Consider the following 20,409-nt stretch of genomic DNA (forward strand, 5'->3'; position numbering starts at 1 on the left):
ATCATGACCAGCCCCTCGAAAGCCTGCCTCCTGCCGATCCGCCTCGCCGTCGTCGCCGCCGCAGGGCTTGGCCTGCTCGCCGCCGGCTGCGCCGACCGTCGTGACGCTCAGGCGATCCTGCCGCTCGAGACGCTGGCTGCAACATCGGCCAATACGGGCTGGACGGCGCTTGGGCCCGCTGCCGCGCTGGTGCGCCTTCCGGACGTCTGGGGACGGGCCCAGTCGGTCAGCGAACGACGACTGAACGACGGTGTGGCGCAGGAGATCATGCTGCGGTCCGCGCCATCACTCGGCCGCAACCACATCGCGATTGCCGTGAGCCAGAACGCGGGCATCGCCAATCCCGGCCCCGGCAAGCCGACCGAGGCCGGCATTCGCGCCGAACTCGCCTCGGCCTTTCCCGACAGGACGATGCGGGTCGTCGGCCTGCCGCGCCACAATGCCTTTGGACCCTATGGTCTGGCGGTGGCATCGGGACCCGGCCGCGAGCGCTGCGTCTATGCCTGGCAATGGCTCGACCGTGACGACCGCCGGATTGCCGAGCGCCTCGGCGGCAGCGCCTCCTGGCGTGCCCGGATCTGCCGCAGCGACGCGACGCTCGACCAGATCGCCGCCGATCTCGACCGGATCGATGTCGGACTGGACGCGCAACGCGCGCGCGAACTCGAGCCGCCGCAAACAAAACCGCGCCCGGTCGTACGGAAGGCCAGGCCGGCCCAGACCGTCGCCAGACAGCCGCCTGCAGCCGAACCGATCGACACCGGTTCGCTGCTCGCGCCCGGTGGACGACGCTATCTCGCCCCGATCTCCGGGCCGGCCAATTCCGGCCTCGCGCCGCGGCTCCCCTCCGCCGTCGAGGGCAGTCGCACCGCGCTCGACGCCAGCCTGCCGGCTGAAGCCTATCGCGGCCCAACGGCCCAGCCCGGCCAGCAGACCCGCCTGCCTTTGAGGGATGCGGCGGTGCTGCGTTCCGCCGTGCCGACACCCGACTGAGTTTTCAGAAGACGCCTGCCCGCAAACGCGCTCCCGCCCTGCCCTCATCCGAAAGGCCCTGAGACCATGAACCGCCGCATCCTGCTGATCGAGGACGAACCGATTTCCCAGGACATCATCCGCTCGCTTCTGGTGGGGCAGGGCTATGCGGTCGATGTCGTGACCGATGGGTTCAGCGCGCTCGATCGCGCCAAGGCGGTGCGCTACGACGTGGCGCTGGTCGATTATCACCTGCCGGAGATGGACGGCTATGCGCTCGGCCGGCTGCTGCGCGAGCAGCGCAGCGACGCCGAAGGCGCGCCGGTGCTGATCGGCCTGACCGCCGACCGCAACGGGCTTGCCGCGCGGCGCGGCGCGGACGCGGTTTTCCGGGCGATCCTGCCCAAGCCGATCAAGCCCGCCGACCTGTTCGAGGCGATCGAGCGCCTCTGCCACGAGACCGTGACGAGCGGCGCATCGACCATGCCGGCCCCAGCGACGCACGAGCCGGCAGGCCCCGAATCCGCCCGGCAGGCCAGCGTCGCGCTCTGGCGCAACCATGGGCTGGCGCGCCATCCCCGGGCCTTCATCTGCCCGCCGCCGGCCGCCGATCAGGCGGCGGCGCTGGGCCTATGCTTCGATCTCGTCGAAGCCGAGCAGGCCGAATTCGTGCTGCTGCTGGAGCGTCACGGCATCAACGAGGCCGTCAGGGTCGCCGGGCGGCAGGAGCGTCGTCTGCCGGTGATCGGCCTGAGCAGCGACCATGCCGATATCTGCGACGGCCTGTTCAAGGTCGACGACGGCGGTTCCTGGCAAAAGCTCGCCGCCCTGCTTGGCGGCTCGCCCGCCGTCCCGGCCGTGGTCAAGCCAATCGCGGACATTCCCGCGCAGGTCGTACGGATCGCGCCGCTCGCCGTCGCCGTCGCGCCTGCTCCCGTTTCTGCGGAGCCTGTTCCCGCGCAGGCGGGCCCAGCAGGCACCCAGCAGAGCCACATGCCCCACACCGACATCCGCGCGCTCATCCTGAACGGCGTCAACGGCCCGCTTGCGGCGTTGCGCGGCACCCTCGAAGCGCAGATGCGCGCGCCGTCCGACGTCTTGCCAGGCATCCACGCCTGCGCCGACGGCATCGCCAAGCTGGACCAGGCGCTGCTCGTGACCGGCGCGCTCGCCGACTTCCTGAAATCCCCCGCCGTGCGTGAATCGGAGGCCTGCGCCTTCGACCCGTCCGAACTGGTCGAGAATGCCGTCGCCATGATCCGCGATTCGATGGCGCCAGGCGGGCCGCAACTGACATGCCGGCTCGATCCGTCCCTGCCAAGGCAGGTGCAAGGCGACGTCCACCGGCTCAGCCAAATCGTGCTGACCCTGCTCGACGACGCCTGCGAACGGCATGCCGGCGGCGTACTGACACTGCATCTCGCCTTTTCGGACAGCGACAGGCCGCAACTGGCCTTCCGGCTGGCGCATCAGCCCGACGCCAGCGGCGACGAGATCTCCTGGAAACGGCCCGATGCCGCACTGATCGCCCAGTTGCGCGCCATCCGGATGGCGACTCTGTCGCGGCTGGTCGGGCTGATGGGCGGCGATCTCGCCCCGGAGGGAGAGGCGCTGTTTCATCTGACGGTTCCGGCGACTGCCGACGCCGATGCAGACGCGCAGGCACGACCCGCCGGAGAGAAGGCGGCCAGGGTGCTGCTGGTCGATGATGGCGCCACCAGCGGCCAGGTCCTGACGCTGCTGCTGACACGGGAGGGGCACCATGTCTGCCGCGTCGCCGATGTCGAGGCTGCGCTCTTCGCCTGCTCCGGGGCGAGCCATGACATCATTCTGTTCGACATCGCCATCGGCACGGAGGCGCAGCGTCGGTCGCTGGCGGATGTGCGTGCTTTCCAGCAGGCGCGGACATGCGTGCCGGCGCTCGTGCTGGCGGCGGCGCTGTCGGAGGCCGACCAGGCGGAACTCGCCGGGCTTGGCATCGCCGGCACGCTGGCCAAGCCGTTCTCGCCGGACGCGCTGCGCCTTGCGATCGCCAACGGGCGCAAAGCGGCCGCGGCGACGCAGCTGGCCGCGCCTGTCGACACCGCCGTGCGCGACGCACTCGAAGCAGCGCTCGGGCAAACCTCCGTGGAGCGACTGACCGCGCAGTTGCTGGCCCAGATCGAAACGCTGTGCCAGGGCCAGATCGAGCCCGGCGATACCGCCGGGGCGGCCCGGCTCGTCGAGTTGTCGAGCTGCGCCGCCGTGCTGGGGCTGGCCGAACTGGCGCGGGTCTGCGCTGCTTTCGAGCCCGTAGCGGCCGGTCGCGGCAGCGTCGCCTCAGCGAGCAAGGCGCTCCGCGCCGCGCTGGGTCGGGTACAGGCCGCGCTCGGCCCGCACCGGCAGGCCGCTGCTTGACGTTTCGTTAACCATCATCGTGCTTGCCTCGGCAGAGGATCCGCGCGAGCCGAGATGCCCTGACAGGTGACAGAGATGACGAGCAGGCCGGGGCGGAAGACGGCGCAACGGCTGCTGGTTCCGGCGATGATCGCAGGGGTCATCATCGCCAGCGCGATTCTGATCGGCACGACCGGATGGCTGCTCTGGCACTCGGGCCAGCGCGCCATCCAGAACGCGATCTCGTCGACGCAGAATCTCACGGCCGTACTCGACCGGCACGCCATGCGGATGATCGATTCGGTCGAGATCGTGATGAAGACGGCCGGCCGGCAGCTCGGCCCCGATATCGGGGACAAGAGCCGGCGCAGCTTCCTGGACGCCTGGCTCGCCGATATCGCCCGCGACCTGCCGCATCTTCACTCGGTCGGCGTGCTCGATCTGCGCAGCGGTACGTTCAGCTATGATTTCGTGCGCTCACGCGAGCCGGGGCCGGAGCTGTATGCGGAGATTATGAGCTCTGCCCCGGCCGGAACAGGCGAGCCGTTCCATGTCGGCCGCGCCGTGTTCGACACGGCGTCGCAGGGCTGGCTCCTGCCGCTGAGCCGGCGCATCCCGCCGCATCAGGGTAGCAACGAGGCGCTGATCGTGGTGACGCTGTCGTTGAACTACCTGCAGGAACTCTACGCCTCGCTCGATATCGGCGCTGACGGAACGGTGGTGCTGTTTCGCAGCGATGGCGAGATCCTCGCGCGCAGTCCATATGACGCGACCAGGGTCGGGCAAAGCGTGCCGAACGGCCTGCTGTTTCGCGAGCACTTGCCGCGGATGGCGAGCGGCACCTTCCGGACGCAGTCTGTGATCGACGGCGTCGAGCGCATCATGAGCTACCGCAGGTTAGGTTCGACGGCGCTGGTCGCGGTCGTGTCGCTCTCGGTTTCGGAGGTTCTGGCGAAATGGCGCGAGGACATGTCGACCGACCTGATGGTGGCGGGCTTCTGCGCGATGATGCTGCTCGGGCTCGGCCTCGTCCTGATCAGGATCGTGCGCCAGCGCGACCGCGCCGACAGCTATCTCCACGCGACGCTGGAGCATATCGACCAGGGTTTGCTGATGGTCGGCCCCAACCAGCGCACCAAGGTCTACAATCGCCGTGCGCTCGAACTCCTCGACCTGCCGGACGAGCTGATGGCGCGTCGTCCCAGCTCGATGGAGGTCTTCGCCTATCAGGAAGCTCGCGGCGAGTTCGCGGCAACACCGCCGGAGCTCCGCAACCGCATCGTGCAGCCGCTTCTGGCCGGCACCCCAGCCTGCTACGAGCGCGTCCGCCCGAACGGCACGGTGCTGGAAATCCGCACCAACCCGCTGCCCAATGGCGGCGCGGTGCGGACCTATACCGACATCACTGAGCGCCGGAAGGCGATCGAGGACATGAACGCCAGCATGGCCTTCGCCAACTCTCTGGTGAATTCGAGCCCGGACTGCATCCAGCTGCTCGATCTCGAAGGCAACATCACCTTCATCAGTGATCTCGGACAGGAGCTGTTCGAGATCGAGGATATCGACACGGTGCGCGGCAGGCCGTTCTCGACCTTCTTCCCGCAGGAGCACCACAGCCGGGTCGAGCTGGCGTTGCGGCGGGTGCGCAACGGCCAGACCGACCGCTTCACGAGGATGTGCCCGACGCTCGGCGGCATCCCGAAATGGTGGGACTTCATCATCACGCCGGTCCACGAGATCGGCCGGACGCCCGAACGGCTCTTCGTGGTGGCGCGCGACATCTCGGCGCGGCAGGCCCATGCCGAGGAGCTGAGCCGCGCCAAGGAGGCGGCGGAACGGGCGAGCGTCGCCAAATCGCAGTTCCTCGCCTCGATGAGCCACGAGATCCGCACGCCGCTGAACGCCATTCTCGGCTTCGCCGCGCTGGCGCGCGAGCGCCAAAGCCGCGACCCGGAACTGCGCCGGCAGATGGAACTGATCCAGAAGGCGGGCGAGTCCCTTCTGACGATCATCAATGACGTGCTCGATCTCGCCAAGGTCGAGGCCGGCAAGATCGAACTGGAGGAGCGTCCGCTCGACCTGCAAGGGCTGGTCGAGGACTGCCTATCGCTGACGCGCGGGCTGGCGGAGCAGAAAGGCATCGCGCTGCACTGTGTCGTGGCGGCGGCGACGCCTGCGCGAATCGTCGCAGACGAGGCGCGGCTGCGCCAGGTGCTGCTCAACCTGCTGAACAATGCGGTCAAGTTCACCCATGCCGGCGAGGTGTTGCTCAAGGTCGATCCCGCGCCGGCCGGCGACCGGATGGCCATCTCGATCAGCGATACCGGCATCGGTATCTCGCAGGAGCGGATCGAGCATCTGTTCCAGGATTTCGTGCAGGGCGACGGCTCGATCAGCCGGCAATATGGCGGCACCGGGCTCGGACTCTCGATCTCGCGCCGGCTGATCACGCTGATGGGCGGCGAAATCGGCGTCACCAGCGTATTGGGCGAGGGCTCGACCTTCCATTTCCACCTGCCGCTGATCGAGGCGCAGCCGGAGGCCGGGCTGCCGTCGCAAGGCCGGGCGGAGGAGCCGGGCGGCTTTGTCATGCGCAGCATCCTGCTGGTCGACGATCTCAGCATAAACCTGGAGATCGTCAGCGAGATGCTCGGCTCGGCCGGGCACCGCGTCACGGTTGCGAGCAATGGCCCGAGCGCGATCTCGCTTTATCGCGAGCACCGCCATGACCTGATCCTGATGGACGTGCAGATGCCCGACATGGACGGGCTGGAGACGACCCGCCAGATCCGCGACATCGACGCGCAGGCCAGGGACGTGCCGGTGATAGCGCTGACGGCGAACGTGTTTTCGCAGCAGATCGAGAGCTATCGCGAGGCCGGCATGAACGACCATCTCGGCAAGCCGTTCCATCGCGACGCCCTGCTCGCCATGGTCGCGCGCTGGGCCGGGCAGCGCGTGGGCGCGGAGCGGTCGGAAGCGCCGACCGAGGAGACGCCGCCGCTGCTCGACTGCGCCTGCCAGCTCGAACTCTCCGGGCTGATCGGCGTCGACAAGACCTGGGAGCTGCTGTTGCGCTTCCGCGACGACCTGCCGGGGCGTCTGCGCTCGGCGTCGACGGAGGCGCTTCGGGCCGACGCACATGCGATCGTCTCGACCTCCGGGCTGCTCGGCTTCGCCCGATTGTCGGCCGCCGCCCGCGAACTGGAGCAGACCATCGATGCGGGGGGCGATATCGCGCTGGCCCTTTCGGAACTGCTGGCCGCGCGCAAGGCGACGATGGAATGCGTCGCCGGGCTGCTGTCGACGCTCGAAAGCGGCGCTTCCGCGACCCAGGATATCGCGCCGGCCAAGGTCGCCTGAGGCGAGCCTACCAGGCTGGTCTCGCCACGCATCGCGCCGTCGCGGAATTTGCTGTCATAAAACTGTCATATGTTGCTCGAAAACGTCGCCAAGCCGGTCTCGATGCGCGACTATCGCGAGGTGCGCTGCAACGATTCGGCTCCGCGCCGAAACGTGCTTCACAGCAGCCGGGAGACGCCACGATACGATGAAGAAGCCCAAGCGCCCGCCCGGCGAACCACGACTGCAGATCGCGGCCATGCCGATCCGCCGGACGCCGGACGGCTCGACCGAGATCATGCTCGTGACCTCGCGCACGACGCGGCGCTGGATCGTACCGAAGGGTTGGCCGATTCGCGGGATGAAGGACCATGACGCCGCCGCGCGCGAGGCGTTCGAGGAGGCTGGCCTCGTCGGAAAGATCGGCCGGAAGCCCGCGGGCCGATACACCTACTGGAAGCGGCTGGAAGACCATTTCGTGCTGTGCACGGTGAAGCTTTATCTGCTCGAGGTGGATCAGCAGCTTGCGACCTGGGCCGAGCAGGGCGAACGGCATTGCCAGTGGTTCAGGCTGGAGGATGCGGCCGATCTCGTCGACGAGCCGGAACTGAGCAGCGCGATCCGGGCGCTCGGGCCGAGCCCAACGACAAACTGACGGTGCTCAGCCGCCCGATTGCGGGGCTGGCGTGAACAGTTCGCTCGACTGCTGGTCCTGCCGCCCATCCTTGGTCTGCGCATCCCTGGCCTGCGCGTCCCTGGTCTCGCGCAGCCTGCTGTCACGCAGGGCATTGGCGCTTTCCAGGATCGGATAGCCGATCGAGGCGACGTGGCCGTGGATGCGCTTGAGATCGCGGATGATGTCGAGATGGATCGCGCTGGTTTCGATCGATTCCGCCCGGCCGCTGCGCAGCCTCTGGAAATGGCTCTCCGTGGCGCGCCGCTCGGCATCGCGCATCGTCGCTTTCTCGGCAAAGAGCTGACGCGCCAGAGCGAGATCGCGCGTGGCGAAGACGTTCAGCGCCAGAACCAGCCCCGACGAGACCCGCTGATGGAACTCGCGGATCTCCGCCAGCCCCTCGGGCGAGAAGGCGTAGCGCTTGCGGATTTTCTTCTCGGCGAGTTCGCGCAGGTTCTTGTCGATGATGTCGCCGATATGCTCGAGATTGGTGATCAGCGTGATGATCTCGAGCAGGCGGCGGCCTTCCTCGTCGGTGAGTTCGTTGCGCGAGACGCGCACCAGATAGAGCTTAATCGACTCGTGGATCGCGTCGACGCCGTCATCGGCCTTGGCGATTGCGCGCGAGAGTTTGAGCTCGTCCTTCTCGATCAATGTCATCGTGTCGCGCAGCATCAGCTCGACGCGGTCGCCGAGGTTGAGCGCCTCGCGCATGGCGCAAGCCAGCGCCTCCGTCGGGCTGTCGAGCACGGTCGGATCGAGATAGCGCGGCCTGGCAACCGTATCGGCCTCGACCTGGGCCGGCATCAGTTTCGCCACCAGCCGGGCGATCGGATCGACCAGCGGCAGGAAGACGACCGCGCCGACCAGGTTCAGCCCGACATGGAACTCGATGGCAAGCCGCGTATCGAGCAGCGGCAGGCTCTGGATCCAGGCAGACAGTGGCGCGACGAAGGGCAGGAAGGCGATGACGAGCAAGAGCCGCGTCAGCAGGTTGCCGACAGCCGCCTGGCGCTGGGCCGCGGGCGCGCCGAGCTGGTCGAGCACCGGGATCAGCGCATTGCCGAGATTGGCGCCCAGCACCAGCGTCAGCGCGGTGGCCGGCGGAAACAGCCCCGATGAGGCGAAGGTCGCGATCAGCAGGATGACGGCAATGCTGGAATGGGTCAGCCAGGTCGCGGCGACGGCGACGAGCACCGCCAGCAGCGGCTCGGTGCCGATCGCGCCGAGAAGGGTGCGGAAGGTCGGCGACTGCGCCAGCGGAGCGGCCGCGGCATTCAGCTCGATCAGCGCCAGCAGGATCAGCCCGATGCCGACGAGGACACGACCGATATTGCGGGCGCGGTCCATCGCCTCATGGGCCAGATAGAGCCCGACGCCGATCGCCAGGCACAGGCCCCAGAGCCAGCCAAGATCCATCGAGATGACGAAGGCGGCCAGCGACGTACCGAGATTGGCGCCGAGCAGCACGGCCAGCGCCATCGCAGGCACGATCAGGCTGCGGCCGGCGAAGGACGAGACCAGCAGCGTCGTGGCGGTCGAGGATTGCAGCACCATCGTCACCGCGACGCCGCTGCCGAACGCCGCGAAACGGTTCTTGGTGAAGGTCTGCAGAGCCTGCCGCAGCGACGAGCCGAAAGCGCGCATCGCGCCGGTGCGCACCAGCCTGACCGCCCAGATCAGCAGCGCGACGCCGCCGGCGAGATGGATCAGGATCGTGGTGGCGCTTTCGCCTGCAGTCATCGCAGCATGGGCCTTTCACCGGTTCAGGGCGCAAGCATAGCGCCGAACCATCAGTTTTTCATTAGCCAACTTATGTTTATGGAGGGAAAACATGCTGAGAATACGGCAGAGGCGGCTGAATTTTGCGCATGGCGTCTTCGGCCGACGATCCTGACGGCAGCGCCGCCCGAAAACCACGTTAGGCCAACGGCTTGGGGGGCGCGCGTTCGGTGCTTGGCGAGTAGCCGAACCGGGCTCGGTAGACCCGCGAGAAATGACTGGCGCTGCCGAAGCCGGTGGCGAGCGCCGTCTCCAGCACCGGCAGGCTGGTCTGGCGCAGGAGATCGCGCGCGCGGTCGAGCCGAAGGCTGAGATAGTGCTCGCCGAGCGAGCGGCCGAGATGCTGCCTGAAGAGGCGTTCGAGCTGGCGCAGCGAGACGTTCGCCGTGCGGGCGAGTTCGTCGCGCGAGACCGGGTTTTCCAGACTGAGCTCCATCCGGCCGATGACGCGCAGCAGCGGGGCATGGCTGATGCCGAGACGTTCGCGCAGCGGCATGCGCTGCGGGCCGGCGCCCTCGCGCACATGCGTCTGGAGGAACCATTCGCTGACGGCGAGCGCGAGTTCGCTGCCGTGTTGGCGCGCGATGACCGCATGCATCATATCGAGAGGCGCGGTGCCACCGCCCGAGGTCAGGCGGTCGCGGTCGATCTCGTAAAGCGAGCGGCGCAGGTCGAGGTCGGGATAGTCCTCGATGAAGGCCGGTGCGTGCTCCCAATGCAGGGTGAAGCGGTAGCCCGAGAGGACATTGGCGCGCGCCAGGATGTAGGGCCCGCCGGAAATCCCGCCGAGCCTGACGCGTCGGCGTGCCAGTTGCCGCAGCCAGGCGAAGGTCGGCGGGTGCTGGAATACGGCCGGATTTCCGCCGGCACACACCATGACATAGTCGAAGCCGACATCGTCGCCGAGCCCATAATCAGCCCTGATGCCGACGCCGTTGGACGCCGATGCGGCGACGCCATCGATCGCAATGTGGCTCCAGCGATAGAGGTCGCGGCCCGAAAGCTGGTTGGCGGCGCGCAGGGGCTCGATCGCCGAGGCATAGGCCAGTAGCGCAAAGCCGGGGATCAGCAGGAAACCGACATGCGTCGGAGCCGGCTCGTCGCTGTCGATCAATCGGGCGTCGCTGGGAGTCATGTCGGAGACGCTATGTCCGGCAATCTCGCCAGCGCAAGCCCCAACGGGACAACCGATGCGTTACTCGCTGCTCTCACTCGCCAGACAGACACTGGCCGGCCACAAGGGCTGGAAGCCCGCCTGGCGGGATGCCGCGCCAAAGGCCGAATACGACGTCGTGATCGTCGGCGGCGGCGGGCATGGTCTGGCGACCGCGCATTACCTCGCGAGCCGCTACGGCATCACCAACGTCGCGGTCGTCGAGAAAGGCTATATCGGCTCCGGCAATGTCGGGCGGAACACCACGATCATCCGCTCGAACTACCTGCTGCCCGGCAATACGCCGTTCTACGAGCATTCGCTGAAGCTCTGGGAGGGGCTGGAGCAGGACATCAACTACAACGCGATGGTGAGCCAGCGCGGCGTGCTGAACCTCTATCATTCCGATGCGCAGCGCGACGCCTATGCCAGGCGCGGCAACGCCATGCGGCTTGCCGGCGTCGACGCAGAATTGCTCGACCGCGAGCAGGTCAGGGCGATCGCGCCCTTCTTCGACTATGAGAGCGGCCGCTTCCCGATCCAGGGCGGGCTTTTGCAGAAGCGCGGCGGTTCGGTGCGCCACGACGCCGTCGCCTGGGGCTATGCGAGGGCTGCCGACAGGCGCGGCGTCGACATCGTGCAGAACTGCGAGGTCACCGGGCTCTCGATCGCGAACGGCCACGTCACCGGGATCGAGACCTCGCGCGGGCCGATCAGGGCGAAGAAGGTCGCGCTGGCGGTCGCCGGCAACTCGTCGCGCGTTGCGGCAATGGCTGGAATGCGCCTTCCGATCGAGAGCCATGTGCTGCAGGCCTTCGTTTCAGAGGGGCTGAAGCCGCTTATCGACGGCGTCGTCACCTATGGCGCCGGGCATTTCTACGTCAGCCAGTCCGACAAGGGCGGGCTCGTCTTCGGCGGCGACATCGACAGCTACAACTCCTACGCCCAGCGCGGCAATCTGCCGGTGATCGAGGACGTGATGGAATCGGCGATGGCGCTGTGGCCGGGGCTGGGGCGAATTCGGATGCTCCGGCACTGGGGCGGCATCATGGACATGTCGATGGACGGTTCGCCGATCATCGACCATACGCCGATCCAGGGGCTCTATCTGAATGCCGGCTGGTGCTATGGCGGCTTCAAGGCGACGCCAGCCTCGGGCGACTGCTTCGCCCATCTGATCGCCAGGGATGAGCCGCACCCGGTCGCCACCGCCTTCCGGCTCGACCGTTTCGCGACGGGCCGCGTCATCGACGAAAAGGGCGTCGGCGCCCAGCCGAACCTGCACTGACGGGCCTCAGGATACAATCATGCGCATCCCCTGCCCCTATTGCGGCACACGCGACGCCCAGGAATTCACCTATCTCGGCGACGCCGCTCCAAAGCGTCCCGATGGGCTGGAGACGACTGAAGCCGCCATGTTCGAATACGTCTACCAACGCGACAACCCGGCCGGGCGATTGCGCGAGCTCTGGTATCACGGCGCCGGATGCCACGCCTGGCTGGTGGTGAAGCGCGACACCCGCACGCATGTAATCGAGGCCGTCGAAACGGCGAAATCAGCCAAGGCGGGAGCGGCGGCATGAGCGCGCAATCCTCGGGCGCTCAACCCTTCCGCCTTGCGAGCGGCGGCCTGATCGACCGGACGCAAAAGCAATCCTTCCGCTTCGACGGCAAGCGCTATGAGGGCTTTGCCGGGGATACGCTGGCCTCGGCGCTGCTCGCCAATGGCGTTAAGCTCGTCGGCCGCTCGTTCAAATATCACCGCCCGCGCGGCATCCTCTCGGCGGGGCCCGAAGAGCCCAACGCGCTGGTCGAACTGCGCGCCGGCGCCCGAAGAGAGCCCAATACGCGGGCGACCGTCGCCGAGCTCTATCACGGGCTCGAGGCGCGCAGCCAGAATCGCTGGCCTTCGCTCGCCTTCGATCTGCTTTCGGTCAACCAGCTGATCGCGCCGGCTCTGGTGGCGGGCTTCTACTACAAGACCTTCATGTGGCCGGCCGCCTTCTGGGAGAAGCTCTACGAGCCGCTGATCCGCCGCGCCGCGGGGCTCGGACGGGCGGCGGGACATGAGGATCCCGACCACTACGAAAAAGCCTTCGCCTTCTGCGACGTGCTCGTCATCGGCGGCGGCCCGGCCGGGCTCTCGGCGGCGCTGGCGGCTGGCCGCAGCGGCGCGCGCGTCATCTTGTGCGACGAGGATTTCCGGTTCGGCGGCAAGCTGCTGAGCGAGAAGCGCGAGATCGACGCGCGGGCGTCGTCGGAATGGATCGCGGACGCACTGGCAGAACTTACGGCCATGCCCGACGTCACGATCATGCCACGCTCGACGGTTTATGGCGTCTACGATCATGGCGTTTACGGCGTCGTCGAGCGGGTCGGCGACCATCTGCCGATTCCGGCGCCGCACCAGCCGCGCCAGCGCGCCTGGCGGATCAATGCGAAGCAGGCGATCCTCGCCACCGGGAGCATCGAGCGGCCGATCGTCTTTTCCGGCAACGACACGCCCGGCGTGATGCTGGCCGGCGCGGTGCGCACCTATCTCAACCGCTACGGCGTGGTGCCCGGCCGCGAGGCGGTCGTCTTCACTTGCGGTGACGATGGCTGGGCGACCGCGCGCGATCTGGCGGCAGCCGGCGCGAGGCTCGCCGCGATCGTCGATCCCCGGCCCGAGCGCGATCCGGCGCTGACGGCGCTGGCGCAAAAACTCGGAGCGCGCGTCGTCACCGGCACGGTTGCCAGCGCCTCGGGCGGTCGCGCCTTGAAGTCAGTGACGGTCCGCGAGGCCTCGGGTCGCGAGGAAACCTTGTCCTGCGATCTGCTCGCCGTCTCCAATGGCTGGAACCCGACGCTTCACCTGACCTCGCACCAGAACACGCGGCCGGTCTGGGACGAGGGCATCCATGCCTTCGTGCCGTCAGCGCTGCCGGCGGGCCTGAGCGTCGCCGGCAGCGCCGCCGGGCGCTTTTCGCTGGCGCAGGCGCTGGAGGACGGCGCGCGGCTGGGCCATGACGCGGCCACGGCCTGCGGCTTTGCGCCGAAGCCGGCCGCGCAGCAGCCGAAGACCGATCCCGAGGGGGTCGCGCTGTCTCCGGTCTGGAGGGTCAAGGGCGGGAAAGGCAAAGCCTTCGTCGATTTCCAGAACGACGTCACCGACGCGGATATCGAATTGTCGGCCCGCGAGGGCTTCCGGGCGGTCGAGCATCTCAAGCGCTACACCACGCTGGGCATGGCGACTGATCAGGGCAAGACCTCGAACCTCTCGGGCCTCGCCATCATGGCCGAGCAGACGGGCAAGACGATCCCCGAGACCGGCACGACGATCTTCCGGCCGCCCTATACCCCGGTCGCGATCGGCGCGCTCGGCGGCCATCACCGGGCTAAGGATTTCCGGCCGACCCGGCTCGCGCCGACGCATCAATGGTCGAAGGAACAGGGCGCGGTCTTCGTCGAGAGCGGGGCCTGGATGCGGGCGCAATACTACCCCAGACCCGGCGAGAGCGACTGGCTGACCACCGTCAACCGCGAGGTGCTTGCCGTCCGCAATGGCGTCGGCCTGTGCGATGTCTCGACGCTCGGCAAGATCGACATCCAGGGCGCGGATGCGGCCGCGTTCCTGGAGCGCGTCTACATCAATGGCTGGAAGGCCCTGCCTGTCGGCAAAGCGCGCTATGGACTGATGCTGCGCGAGGACGGCTTCGTCATGGATGACGGCACGACCTCGCGGCTCAGCGAAACCCATTTCCTGATGACCACCACCACGGCCAACGCCGCCAAGGTGATGCAGCATCTCGAATTCTGCCATCAAGTGCTCTGGCCCGATCTCGATGTCGCCATGGTCTCGGTCTCCGAGTACTGGGCGCAAGCCGCCATTGCCGGGCCGAAGGCGCGCGTAGTGCTGCAGGGCGTGGTCGATGCCCAGCACGATATCTCCAACGAAGCGTTTCCCTATCTGGCGGCACGGGCCGTGACGGTTGGCGGCGGCATTCCGGCGCGACTCTTCCGCATCTCGTTTTCGGGCGAACTCGCCTATGAGCTTGCCGTTCCGGCCGACCATGGCGATGCGATGATGCGCGCGCTGATGGCGGCGGGAGAGCCGCATGGCATCACGCCCTATGGCACCGAGGCGCTGGGCGTGATGCGGATCGAGAAGGGCCATGTCGCCGGCAACGAACTCAGCGGCCAGACCACGGCGCGCGATCTCGGCCTCGGCAAGATGATGTCCCCGAAAAAGGACTATATCGGCCGCGTCATGGCCGGGCGCGAGGCTCTGGTCGAAGCGGACCGGCCGAGCTTCGTCGGGTTCAAGGCGGTCGATCCGGCGCAGCGCCTGCGGGCCGGCGCGCATTTCATCGGGCTGGGCAAGCCGGCGGCGATGGAAAACGACGAGGGCTACATGACCTCCGTCGCCTATTCGCCGAGTCTCGGGCACTGGATGGGACTCGGCCTGCTCAGGAACGGCCCCGCCCGCATCGGCGAGCGCATCCGCGCAGTCGATCCCGTGCGCAACGGCGATATCGAGGTCGAGATCTGCTCGCCCGTCTTCATCGACCCGCAAGGAGCGCGTCTCCATGTCTGACGCTGCGACACTGCAAACCCCAGGCATTGGCGCTTGGACGCCGCGTAGCGCGTGGTCCGGCATCCTCCAGGACGGTCATTTCGGCGCGAAGGGCGCGGCTGGTGTCACCGTCACAGTGCGCGATGGGCTTGGCGTCGCCAGCCTGATTGCAGGGGACGGCGGCGAGGCGGCGCTCGCCGAGGCCCTGACGACGCGCTTTGGGCTGAGGCTTCCGACGAGCCCGGTGGCGAACGTGACCGGCGCGCATGCGCTGCTCTGGGCCGGGCCGGGCCAGTGGCTGCTGGTCGCGGAGAGCCGGGACGGATTTGCCGAGGCGCTGCAGGGCCTGTCGGGACTTGCCGCCGTGGCCGATCAGAGCGACGGACGCGCCGTCCTGAGGCTGTCGGGCAAACATATTCGTGCCGCGATGGCCAAGGGCTGCATGATCGATCTGCACCCCCTGGCCTTTCCCGTGGGCAGCACGGCCTTGACAAGCATCGCCCATCTCGGCGTGCATCTCTGGCGGGCCGCTGACGGCCCCGAGGGGGCGGTCTTCGAGATCATGGTGGCGCGCAGCATGGCCGGCAGCTTCTGGTCCTGGTTCTCCGCATCGGCGGCGGAATTCGGCTGCGCGGTCGGCAGCGGCCGAGGTTGAGCGCAGCGCGGCGCGCGCAAGCCTCCATCGCCTCGTCCCATTGTTCCCCCGATTTTAAGGGCCGCCCGCACGGCGGCGTCAGCCATGCCCGACCGTACCGCAATCCTGACTTTGTCCTGCCCCAACCGCCCCGGCATCGTCGCCGCCGTCTCGACGCTGCTGTTCGAGTCCGGCTGCAACATCCTCGACGCGCAGCAGTTCGACGACACCGAGACCGGCGTGTTCTTCATGCGCGTCGTCTTCAACCGGCTCGATGAAGGACAGCCGCACGCCGCCATCGCTGCTGCGGTGGACGATCTTGCCAGGCGCTTCGGCATGTCGATCTCGCTGCGCGAGACCACGGCGAAGCGCCGCGTGATGCTGCTGGTCTCGAAATTCGACCATTGCCTCGCCGACCTGCTCTATCGCTGGCGGATCGGCGAGTTGCCGATGGAGATTTCGGCAATCGTCTCGAATCACGGCCGCGAGGCGATCGCCTCGACCGATATCGGCGACCTGCCCTTCCACCACCTGCCGGTGACGCGCCAGAGCAAGATGGAGCAGGAGGCCGAAATCTGGCGGCTGGTTCAGGAGACGAAGACCGATCTCGTCGTGCTGGCGCGCTACATGCAGATCCTGTCCGATGGATTCTCCGCCAAGCTGCTCGGCCGCTGCATCAATATTCATCATTCATTCCTGCCCGGCTTCAAGGGCGCCAAGCCCTATCACCAGGCCCATGAGCGTGGCGTGAAGCTGATCGGCGCCACCGCGCACTACGTCACGCCCGACCTCGACGAGGGTCCGATCATCGAGCAGGACGTCGAGCGCATCTCGCATCGCGACACGCCCGACGATCTCGTGCGCAAGGGCCGCGATATCGAGCGACGGGTGCTGGCGCGGGCCGTGCTCCAGCATCTCGAGGATCGCGTTGTCCTCAACGGCAAGAAAACTGTTGTTTTCACCGACTGACCGGCTAGAGATTGCGTATCTGCCCATTTTTTTAGCACAGACATGTGCACGAGCCCGTCCGCACCACGGTATCGCCTGCCGCCGCCATTCGCTCCCGGCATGGCCGTTGCGCTGCACGGTTGACGCATCGATTGGCACATGGCTTGCTCAGGGCTTCGGGGAATGAGCGGCGCACCAAGCGCCGCCTGTCGATATGTGTCGAATGAGCGGAGGTGATCCCATGAACGAGCATGACCTGCGAGGCCTGATCGCGGACGTGAAGGAAGGCGGCCTGTCGCGGCGTTCCTTCGTGCAGAAGATGATCGCTGTCGGCCTGACCGCGCCCGTCGCAACGCAGATGCTGGCCTGGTACGGCGTCGCCCATGCCCAGACCGCGCCGGTCTACAAGCCGACGAAGGCAGGCGGCGGCGGCCCGCTGAAAGTCCTGTGGTGGCAGGCTCCGACGCTGCTCAATCCGCACTTCGCCGTTGGCACCAAGGACCAGGATGGTTCGCGCGTGTTCTACGAGCCTCTGGCCGGCTGGGACAATGACGGCAACCTCACCGCCGCGCTGGCCGCGGAAATCCCGAGCAAGGAAAACGGCGGCGTCTCGCCCGACGGCGCCTCGGTGACCTGGAAGCTGAAGCGCAACGTCAAATGGCATGACGGCAAGCCGTTTACCGCCGACGACGTCGTCTTCACCTGGGAATACGCCGCCGATCCGGCGACATCGGCCACGACGATCGGTTCCTACAAGGACATCAAGGTCGCCAAGGTCGACGACTACACCGTCAAGGTGGACTACGGCGCGCCGACCCCGTTCTGGGCCGACCCCTTCGTCGGCGTCGCCGGCATGATCATTCCCAAGCACGTCTTCGCCGAATTCAAGGGCGCCAAGTCGCGCGAAGCGCCGGCGAACCTGAAGCCGGTTGGAACCGGCGCCTTCAAATTCACCGATTTCAAGCCCGGCGACATCGTCACCGGCGAGCGCTTCGCGGACTATCACGTCGCCAACCAGCCGCATTTCGACACGATCGAGGTCAAGGGCGGCGGTGATGCGGTCTCGGCGGCGCGCGCCGTGCTTCAGACCGGCGAATACGACTATGCCTGGAACATGCAGGTCGAGGACGAGGTTCTCAAGCGCATGGAGACAGGCGGGCGCGGCAAGGTGCTGGCCGTCACCTCGGGCAATATCGAGTTCATCATTCTCAACACCACCGATCCCTGGACCGAGGTCGATGGCGAGCGCTCCAGCATCAAGACCAAGCACCCGACATTGACCGATCCGGCCGTGCGCCAGGCGATCAACCTGCTGATCGACCGCGAGTCGATCCAGAAGTTCATTTATGGCCGCGGCGGCGTGGCGACGGCGAGCTTCGTCAACGTTCCCGCCACGTTCAAGTCGAAGAAGCTGAAATACGAGTTCAGCATCGAGAAGGCCAACAAGGTCCTGGACGACGCCGGCTACAAGCGCGGCAGCGACGGCATCCGCGAGAAAGACGGCAAGAAGCTCAAATACGTCTACCAGACCTCGATCAACGCCCCGCGCCAGAAGTGCCAGGCGATCATCAAGCAGGCGTGCCAGCGCGCCGGCATCGACCTCGAACTGAAGTCGGTCACGGCCTCGGTGTTCTTCTCGTCGGACGTCGCCAACCCCGACACCTACACCAAGCTCTACTGCGACATGGAAATGTACACCACGACGCAGTCGCAGCCCGATCCGGAGCGCTTCCTGAACCAGTACACGACGGCCGAAATCGCCAACAAGGAAAACAAGTGGCAGGGCCGCAACGTCTCCCGTTTCAGGAGCAGCGAGGTCGACGAACTGCACAAGTCGGCCCAGAAGGAACTCGACGCCGCCAAGCGCGCCGCCATGCTGATCAAGATCGACGAGATCGTCTGCGAGGCGAACGTGATCCTGCCGCTGCTGGCGCGTACCCGCGTCGCCGCCGCAGCCAATAACCTCGCTCCCAACTACAGCGGCTGGGACAGCGACATGTGGATGATCAACGCCTGGTATCGCGAGGCATGATCGCCGCCGGCTCACGGGCCGGCTGCCTGACATCGGGAGGCGTCTGATGGGTTCCTATCTCATCAGGCGTCTCCTGATCGCGCTGCCAAGCCTTCTCGGCATCAGCCTGATCCTGTTCACGGTGCTGGCGCTTGCGCCGGGCGATCCGTTCGAGGAACTCGCGACCAACCCCAATATCCCGCCCGAGGTGCGCGCCAATCTGCGCGCCAAGTTCGGAATCGACGACCCGTTGATGGTCCGCTATGTCCGCTGGCTCGCGGCCATGGCGCAGGGCGACTGGGGCTTCTCCTTCGCCAGCCGCATCAATGTCGACACGCTGATCCTGCAGCGCGTGCCGACGACACTGTTCGTGGTCGGCACGTCGCAATTGCTGGCGCTGGCGATCGCGCTGCCGATCGGCATCTATGCCGCGACGCGGCCCTACTCGGTCTTCGACCAGATCGCCAACACGCTCGCCTTCGTGGGCTTTTCGCTGCCGACCTTCTTCACCGGCCTGCTCTTSATCCTGCTGTTTTCGGTAACGCTGGACTGGCTGCCCTTCGTCTACCGCTCCGATCTCGCGGCGACCGGCTGGCGCTGGTACTGGGAGATGTTCCGGCAGGCGATCATGCCGATCATGGTGCTCGGCCTGTTTCAGGCCGCGTCCTATACGCGCTATGTCCGCTCGGCCGTGCTCGACGTCGTCAGGCTCGACTATGTCACCACGGCGCGCGCCAAGGGGCTGGGCGAGAAGACCGTGACGATCCGCCATGTCGCGCGCAACGCGCTGATCCCGGTGGTGACGCTGGTCGCGCTGCAGATGCCGGCGGTGTTTGGCGGCGCGATCGTGACCGAGCAGATCTTCCGCGTGCCGGGCATCGGCTCGCTCCTGATCACCGCCATCCTCGCCAACGACACGCCGGTGATCATGGCGGTGACTTTCGTGTTTTCGTGCCTCGTCGTCACGTTCAACCTCATAGCGGATGTGCTGTATGGCTGGCTCGACCCTCGCATCTCGTTCCGCTGACATGGCCGAACCCGTTGCGATCGCCAAGGCGAAGAGCGTGGCGATCTCGCCCGCGCGCGAGACCTTTCGGCGCTTCTGCCGTCACCGGCTCGCCATGACGAGCGCAACCGTGCTCGGCCTGCTGATCCTTGGGGTCGTCATCGGCCCCTGGCTCTGGCGGATCGGCATCGACGAGATCGACTTCACCGCAAGGCTGGAGACGCCCTCGTGGCGCCATCCCTTCGGCACCGACGATCTCGGACAGGATATCCTGGCGCGCATGATCTATGGCGGGCGCATCTCGCTGGCGGTGGGCCTCGCCGCGATGGTGGTGTCGACCGTCGTGGGTATTCTCGTCGGCGCGCTGGCGGGCATGTCGCGCGGTCCACTCGACTCGGCGCTGATGTGGGTGACCGACCTCTTCCTGTCGTTGCCGCAACTGCCCCTGCTGCTGCTCGTGATCTATCTGTTCCGCGAAAAGCTGAAGCAGGTCTTCGGCATCGAGGGCGGCGTCTTCATCCTGATCGTCGTCGTTATCGGCGGGCTGCGCTGGATGCCGGTGGCGCGACTGGTCAGAGCGCAGTTCCTGTCGCTGCGCGAGAAGGAATTCGTCGAGGCGGCGCGCGCGCATGGCGCGACGAAGTGGCGCCAGGTCGTGAGCCACATCCTGCCCAACGCCGTCGGCCCCGTGATCGTGGCAGGCACGATCGAGGTTTCGGCGGCGATCATCGCCGAATCGACGCTGTCGTTCCTCGGCCTCGGCTTTCCGCCGGATATCCCGACCTGGGGACGGCTCTTGTTCGACGCCAAGGACTATCTCGACGTGGCGCCGCACTGGGCGCTGTTTCCCGGCGCGGCGATCTTTTTGACCGTGCTCTCGATCAACTTCATCGGCGACGGCCTGCGCGACGCGCTCGATCCAAGGCGCGTGACCTGACGACGCGACAAAGATCG

The 20,409-nt window shown here is 67.0% G+C and carries 14 protein-coding genes; 12 read left to right on the forward strand and 2 right to left on the reverse strand.

Annotation, left to right across the window (positions count from 1 at the left end; translation table 11 throughout):
* Positions 1 to 3: 3 nt before the first annotated feature.
* The 4 genes from bcsN (at position 4) to AC1DZY_RS18535 (ending at position 7,345) form a co-directional block, all read left to right on the forward strand.
* Entirely contained in the window at positions 4 to 993 is a 990-nt protein-coding gene (bcsN, locus tag AC1DZY_RS18520) for a cellulose biosynthesis protein BcsN (RefSeq protein ID WP_476821614.1), read from the forward strand.
* A gap of 66 nt (positions 994 to 1,059) precedes the next feature.
* On the forward strand, positions 1,060 to 3,369 hold the full coding sequence (locus AC1DZY_RS18525; RefSeq protein WP_476821615.1) for a response regulator: 2,310 nt from the start codon (positions 1,060 to 1,062) through the stop codon (positions 3,367 to 3,369).
* A gap of 75 nt (positions 3,370 to 3,444) precedes the next feature.
* Positions 3,445 to 6,711, forward strand: a complete 3,267-nt coding sequence (locus AC1DZY_RS18530; protein WP_476821616.1) for an ATP-binding protein — start codon at positions 3,445 to 3,447, stop codon at positions 6,709 to 6,711.
* Between the two features lie 187 nt (positions 6,712 to 6,898).
* Positions 6,899 to 7,345, forward strand: coding sequence for an NUDIX hydrolase (locus AC1DZY_RS18535; protein WP_476821617.1), 447 nt, complete (start codon positions 6,899 to 6,901; stop codon positions 7,343 to 7,345).
* 6 nt (positions 7,346 to 7,351) lie between these two features.
* Here AC1DZY_RS18535 and AC1DZY_RS18540 read toward each other — a convergent pair whose 3' ends face one another.
* The gene (locus AC1DZY_RS18540; protein ID WP_476821618.1) at positions 7,352 to 9,109 is read right to left on the reverse strand and encodes a Na/Pi cotransporter family protein; all 1,758 of its coding nucleotides are present in this window, start codon (positions 9,107 to 9,109) and stop codon (positions 7,352 to 7,354) included.
* A gap of 178 nt (positions 9,110 to 9,287) precedes the next feature.
* Positions 9,288 to 10,283, reverse strand: coding sequence for a GlxA family transcriptional regulator (locus tag AC1DZY_RS18545; RefSeq protein WP_476821619.1), 996 nt, complete (start codon positions 10,281 to 10,283; stop codon positions 9,288 to 9,290).
* A 55-nt stretch (positions 10,284 to 10,338) separates the two neighbouring features.
* Between AC1DZY_RS18545 and AC1DZY_RS18550 the strand changes: the two genes are divergently transcribed.
* The 8 genes from AC1DZY_RS18550 (at position 10,339) to AC1DZY_RS18585 (ending at position 20,392) form a co-directional block, all read left to right on the forward strand.
* Positions 10,339 to 11,589, forward strand: a complete 1,251-nt coding sequence (locus tag AC1DZY_RS18550; protein WP_476821620.1) for a sarcosine oxidase subunit beta family protein — start codon at positions 10,339 to 10,341, stop codon at positions 11,587 to 11,589.
* 19 nt (positions 11,590 to 11,608) lie between these two features.
* Complete coding sequence (locus tag AC1DZY_RS18555; protein WP_476821621.1) at positions 11,609 to 11,884, forward strand: sarcosine oxidase subunit delta; 276 nt, start codon at positions 11,609 to 11,611, stop codon at positions 11,882 to 11,884.
* On the forward strand, positions 11,881 to 14,877 hold the full coding sequence (locus AC1DZY_RS18560; protein ID WP_476821622.1) for a sarcosine oxidase subunit alpha family protein: 2,997 nt from the start codon (positions 11,881 to 11,883) through the stop codon (positions 14,875 to 14,877). The genes AC1DZY_RS18555 and AC1DZY_RS18560 overlap by 4 nt, the downstream gene beginning before the upstream one ends.
* Positions 14,870 to 15,511, forward strand: a complete 642-nt coding sequence (locus AC1DZY_RS18565; protein WP_476821623.1) for a sarcosine oxidase subunit gamma — start codon at positions 14,870 to 14,872, stop codon at positions 15,509 to 15,511. The genes AC1DZY_RS18560 and AC1DZY_RS18565 overlap by 8 nt, the downstream gene beginning before the upstream one ends.
* A gap of 84 nt (positions 15,512 to 15,595) precedes the next feature.
* A complete protein-coding gene (purU, locus tag AC1DZY_RS18570; RefSeq protein ID WP_476821624.1) occupies positions 15,596 to 16,459 on the forward strand; it encodes a formyltetrahydrofolate deformylase in 864 nt (287 codons plus the stop codon).
* 220 nt (positions 16,460 to 16,679) lie between these two features.
* The gene (locus tag AC1DZY_RS18575; protein WP_476821625.1) at positions 16,680 to 18,470 is read left to right on the forward strand and encodes a peptide ABC transporter substrate-binding protein; all 1,791 of its coding nucleotides are present in this window, start codon (positions 16,680 to 16,682) and stop codon (positions 18,468 to 18,470) included.
* A 46-nt stretch (positions 18,471 to 18,516) separates the two neighbouring features.
* The gene (locus AC1DZY_RS18580) at positions 18,517 to 19,476 is read left to right on the forward strand and encodes an ABC transporter permease (RefSeq protein ID WP_476821626.1); all 960 of its coding nucleotides are present in this window, start codon (positions 18,517 to 18,519) and stop codon (positions 19,474 to 19,476) included.
* Positions 19,442 to 20,392 carry an ABC transporter permease gene (locus tag AC1DZY_RS18585; RefSeq protein ID WP_476821627.1) on the forward strand — a complete coding sequence of 317 codons (951 nt, stop codon included), beginning with the start codon at positions 19,442 to 19,444 and terminating at the stop codon, positions 20,390 to 20,392. Before AC1DZY_RS18580 ends, AC1DZY_RS18585 begins: the two co-directional genes overlap by 35 nt.
* Positions 20,393 to 20,409: the final 17 nt, after the last annotated feature.

Source organism: Allobosea sp. P2_A10 (genome assembly GCF_056405115.1).